4 protein-coding genes are annotated in these 5447 nt (G+C 62.1%); 1 reads left to right on the top strand and 3 read right to left on the bottom strand.

All coding sequences use genetic code 11. The features are described 5' to 3' along the window. The 3 genes from VL202_RS02650 to VL202_RS02640 all read right to left on the bottom strand — a co-directional run. Window positions 1–1269: PHP domain-containing protein (locus VL202_RS02650; RefSeq protein ID WP_325462635.1), on the bottom strand; the 1269-nt coding region annotated here is incomplete at its 3' end. Continuing rightward, window positions 1266–2783, bottom strand: a complete 1518-nt coding sequence (locus VL202_RS02645) for a DUF6504 family protein (RefSeq protein ID WP_325462634.1) — start codon at window positions 2781–2783, stop codon at window positions 1266–1268. The genes VL202_RS02650 and VL202_RS02645, both read right to left, overlap by 4 nt. Further along, window positions 2698–3459 carry an ImuA family protein gene (locus VL202_RS02640; RefSeq protein ID WP_325462633.1) on the bottom strand — a complete coding sequence of 254 codons (762 nt, stop codon included), beginning with the start codon at window positions 3457–3459 and terminating at the stop codon, window positions 2698–2700. The genes VL202_RS02645 and VL202_RS02640 overlap by 86 nt, the downstream gene beginning before the upstream one ends. A gap of 233 nt (window positions 3460–3692) precedes the next feature. On the opposite strand from VL202_RS02640, the gene VL202_RS02635 reads away from it, so the two are divergent. Continuing rightward, window positions 3693–5447: ATP-dependent helicase (locus VL202_RS02635; protein WP_325462632.1), on the top strand; the 1755-nt coding region annotated here is incomplete at its 3' end.

Here is a 5447-nt window from a genome sequence, read left to right as displayed (position 1 = left end):
CGCCTTGCCGACGTCCCTGAGCGCCCCCTTGGCGCGATAACAGGTGACGACAGAACAGAGAGCCGCTCTCTGCCGCCCGTAGGTCTCGTAGACCCACTGGATCACTTGCTCCCGCCGCTCATGCTCGAAATCGACGTCGATGTCGGGCGGCTCGCGCCTTTCTTCGGAGACGAAGCGCTCGAACAACAGGTCGCTGCGCGAAGGATCGATCGAGGTGATGCCCAGAACGTAACAGACGGCGCTGTTGGCAGCCGATCCCCTGCCCTGGCATAGAATGTTCTTGGAGCGGGCGAACCGAACGATCGAATTGACGGTGAGAAAATAGGGCGCGTATTCGAGCCTGGCGATCAGGGCCAACTCATGCTTCAGGATCTTTTCGACGTCTTCGGGCAATTCCTCCGGATAGCGGTTCGGCACGGCCTCCCATGTCAGCTTCTCCAGCGCCTCCTGCGCCGTCAGCCCCGGCAGCATCAATTCCTCTGGATACTGGTAAGCGAGTTGGTCAAGCGAGAACTTGCATCGCGCGACGATTTCGCGCGTTCGCGCCAAAGCCTCTGGATAGCGCCTGAACAGCCGGTGCATCTCCTCGGGCGGCTTGAGATAGCGGTCGGCGAAACGCTGCTTGCGGCGGCCGAGCTGATCGATGGTGCAATTGTGTCGAATGCAGGTCACGATATCCTGCATCAGACGTCGATCGCGGTCGTGGTAGAGCACGTCGTTGGTGACGACGGTCGGCACGCCGGCCTGCGCGGCGCGGTTGGAGAGCTGATGCAGGCGAAGCTGGTCATTCGGCCGGCGACGCAGCGTGAGCGCCAGATAGGCACGATCGCCAAAATCCTGGCGCAGCCGCCGCAGCCTTATGGTGCAAAGGTCATCGGCAAGATCAGGGATGAGCACGACGAGAAGCCCCTCGCCATAGGTGACCAGATCGTCCCAACAGAGGTCGCACTTCCCCTTGCCGGCCCTCCCCTTGCCGAGAGACAGCAGACGGCACAGTCTGGAATAGGCCGGGCGATCAGTCGGATAGACGAGAACCGAGATATCGTCGCGCAGATCCAGGCGGCAACCGACGACGAGCCGGATGCCGGTGTCTTTGGCCGCCTGATGCGCCCGCACGATCCCCGCAAGACTGTTGCGATCGGTGACCGCCAGTGCCTCGATGCCGAGCGTTGCCGCGGTGGCAAACAGCTCCTCGCAGGAACTCGCGCCGCGCAGAAAGGAAAAATGCGAGGTCACCTGCAGCTCGGCGTATCGCGGGTTCTCGCTCATCCAAAGATCCCCTGCAGGAACCAGTTGCCGGCGCCACTATCGGCATGCTCGCCATCGCCCTGGCGATAGATCCAGAAGCGCTCGCCCTCCTCGTTCTCGACCACAAAATAATCCCTGATGGCGCCGAGCTCCTTGTCGCGTTTCCACCATTCGCCGAAGACGCGTTCCGGACCGTCGGCGCGCTTGACCGCATGGCGGCTGCCGCGCCAGGTGAAGCTGGCAGGTGGATGATCCGGCAGCAGCGCCATGCACTGGATCGGCTCCGGGTGCAGCAGCAGTCGTGATGGACGCGGCCATTCCGCTGGCCATCCCAGTTCATCATCTTCGGCCAGAGCGGAAACCCCTGCAAAAGAACGCTCGGGCACATCGCTCTCCAGGGCAGCGACGCGATAAACACGGTGACCGCGGTTGGCGATGACGTCGATCAATCCGCCGATCTCCGCTTCCGGTTCCTCGATCAGCGACGATATTGCCTGCACCGCGTCCAGCGGCTCACAATGCGCGGCCGACAGAACCATGATTTCGATGCCGAAACCCTGGTCAATCGTGTCGATCCGGTCGCAGAGCAGCTTGGTCAGGCGCTCGACATCGCGCACCGGTTTCGCCGTGCCGGCCCGGATGACAGCCAAGGTGTCGTCGACACGATGAAGAATGAGGTCGAGACGGCGAACGCCGATCCCCTGTTCCTCGAGCACTCCGCATAGGCGGATCACCAGTATCCTGACATAGCGGGCGATGGTCTCAGCCGCCGAGATCGGTTCGGCAAAGGCGCGGCGTGCTTCGATGGCTTCTGCTGCCCGGATTGGGTCGATCGGCTCAGCAACGCGCCCGAGCGCCTGATCGAGGCGGCGGCCGATCTGCGGACCGAAACGCAGAGCCAGCGGCGCGCGCGGGGTGGCGGCGAGCTCACTGACGCGATCGAAACCGAGGGTGCGAAGGGCGGCGACAGTCCGGTTCTCCAACCGCAGCGCCGCGATCGGCAGGTCGAGCACAGACTGCGCCGCCTCACCCTGGGGAACGACCAAGGTGGGCTTGGCGGAAAAGCGGGCGAGCGCATGCGCCGCGCCCCAGCTGTCGGCAATGGCGGCGCGTGCGGTAAAACCCATCGCGAACAGCCGATTGATCATGCCCGTCAGCATCAATGTCTCGTTGCCATGCAGGTGGTCGGCGCCAGTCGTATCGATGACGATGCCGTCGGGCGGGTCGGCGGCAACGATCGGCGCGTAGTTGCGCAGGAACCAGAGCGCCAGGCGGTCGAGCTCCTTGCGATCCTCCTCGGGGCGCAGCTCCTCGATGATCAGATCCGCAACCAATGCCTGGGCCTTGCTCGCCGGCATGCCGATGCGCAGGCCCGCGGAGATGGCCGCGGTATTGGCGGCGGCGACCAGCCGACGGCTGCCTTCCCGGGCGATCATCACCAGCGGCTGTTCAGCCGGCGGCGCTTGTTGCCCAAGCATCCGTCGATAGCGATCGGTTGGCCAGGTCGGCAGGTAGACCGAGACGACCCTTGGCATCGCAGGCTTCGACCACATAATCAGCACTTTCTGCGGCACGGCAACGAAGAAGTTCGAGATACCACCGGGCGCGGCCAATGCCTGGAACCGGAAGCGGTTGAGAGGGAAGGACCGAGATCCGCCAGCGCGTCACGGCCGCCGTCGGATGCCCGAAGTCGGAAACATCCGCGTGGCGACGCCAGCGGCGAATGGCGATGCCGAGCACGCCGGAGGTTTCGGCGGCGAGTTGCAGCCGGCGCGACGCGGTCATCGGCAGGCGGGCCAGTTCGCCGATCACGGCGCCAACGCCTCGACATCGAAGACTTTCCTCGAAACAGTCGAGAACGCCTTTCTCGTCGCGACATTCGACCATGACGACACGGTTGTTCGACAGGCCCGCCTGGACGATCCCCGGCATGAACAGGTCCTGCCGGGTGACGCACCAGAACACCTTGCCGGTGGTGCGTGCGGCGATCCCGGCGGTGAACAGGGCAGCAGCAGCCCCGTCGAGTGCTCCATTACCGCCGCCGGCGACCTCATGAAGCGCCCCGAGTGCCAGTCCGCCTCCGGGCAGATGTCGATCGATCTCATCCACACCGAACGGCAGAGCCTCGCGAGCCCGCACTGAGCCGCCTTCCAGATGCTGGATGCGCTCCCGCAACTCCTCGATGGCAATGGTTCGGGCACGATTTTGCATGATGTGGGCAAGTCCGATCAGACCTTTTCAACGGGCGTAGCGTAGGTTATGTTCCTTTTTTGTTCCGTAACAGACATCCAGTCAATTGGAGTCTTTTGGGAAGACGGCCAAGAGGGGGCTTCATGATCGGCGTGGCCCTTGAATCCATTAGCGAGATCAAAAGCATGGGCATTTATGCACAGGCAGGAAATTTTCCGGTCAATGTGCCAGGATAAGCAGGAGATGAAACCGGAATGAGCCTGGCTTATCTGGAAAAACTGAATGACCGGCAGCGGCAGGCGGTGGAATACGGTGTTGGATTGTCGGACGGGCAGGTGGCGGGACCGCTGCTGATTATCGCCGGCGCTGGATCCGGCAAGACCAATACCTTGGCTCACCGGGTCGCGCATCTGATCGTCAATGGCGCCGATCCGCGGCGAATTCTGCTGATGACTTTTTCGAGACGTGCTGCCTCGGAAATGTCGCGCCGTGTAGAGCGGATCTGCAAACAGGTGCTTGGCGCCAATTCCGGGGTGCTCACCGATGCGCTTTCCTGGTCGGGCACGTTTCACGGGATCGGGGCACGTTTGCTGCGGATCTATGCCGAGCAGATCGGCCTGAATATGGATTTCACCATCCATGATCGCGAAGACAGTGCCGACTTGATGAACCTTGCCCGTCACGAGCTCGGATTTTCCAAGATGGAAAGCCGATTTCCTACCAAGGGCACCTGCCTGTCGATCTATTCGCGTGCCGTCAATTCGCAGACGCCGCTGACCGAAATCCTGCGCCACCACTATCCTTGGGTGGCAAGCTGGGAAGAACAGCTAAAGCAGTTGTTCGCTGCCTATGTGGAAGCTAAGCAGGCCCAGAACGTGCTCGATTACGACGATCTGCTGCTCTACTGGGCGCAGATGGTCAGTGATCCGGAGCTAGCAGATGATATTGGCAATCGCTTCGATCATGTGATGGTCGATGAATACCAGGATACCAACAAGCTACAGGCCTCGGTGCTGATGGCGCTCAAACCCGGCGGTCATGGTCTGACCGTTGTCGGCGACGATGCGCAATCGATCTATTCGTTCCGGGCAGCGACAGTTCGCAATATTCTCGACTTCCCGTCCGCCTTCAGTCCAGCTGCCGATATCATCACGCTCGACCGAAACTATCGCTCGACGCAGCCGATCCTGGCTGCAGCCAATGGCGTCATCGATCTGGCGCGCGAGCGCTTCACCAAGAACCTTTGGACCGAGCGGCAATCGCTGGAGCGGCCGAAACTCGTGACCGTCAAGGACGAGACCGAGCAGGCGAACTTCATCGTCGACCAGGTGCTCGCCAACCGCGAGACCGGCATGACGCTGAAGAACCAGGCCGTGTTGTTCCGCACGTCTAGTCATAGCGGTCCGCTGGAGGTCGAGCTCACCCGCCGCAACATCCCTTTCGTCAAGTTCGGCGGCCTAAAATTTCTCGACAGCGCCCATGTCAAGGACATGCTGGCGGTGCTGCGGTTCGCGCAGAACCCGCGCGACCGCGTTGCCGGCTTCCGGCTGCTGCAAATGCTGCCGGGGATCGGTCCAAAGACGGCCGGCAACATTCTCGATACGATCGTGGCCGATCCTGAGCCGCTTTTGGCCCTTGCTGAAATCCCGCCGCCGCCCAAGACCGGCGACGACTGGACATCCTTCGTTGACTTGCTCGCCAGCCTGCGCAAGACGCAGGCAAGCTGGCCCTTGGATATCGGACAGGCACGTCTCTGGTACGAGCCGCATCTCGAGCGCATCCATGAGGATGCCGACACCCGCAAGGCCGATCTCTTACAGCTCGAACAGATCGCCAACGGCTATCCATCGCGCGAGCGTTTTTTGACCGAATTGACGCTTGATCCGCCGGATGCCACCAGCGATCAGGCCGGGGTGCCGCTGCTCGACGAGGACTATCTGATCCTGTCGACCATTCATTCGGCAAAAGGACAGGAATGGCGCGCGGTGTTCATGCTCAACGTGGTCGAT

The organism is Pararhizobium sp., from assembly GCF_035497515.1.
Classification (GTDB): Bacteria; Pseudomonadota; Alphaproteobacteria; order Rhizobiales; family Rhizobiaceae; genus Pararhizobium.
Note: the sequence above shows the minus strand (reverse complement) of the source record. Positions and strands in the feature narration are given on the sequence as shown.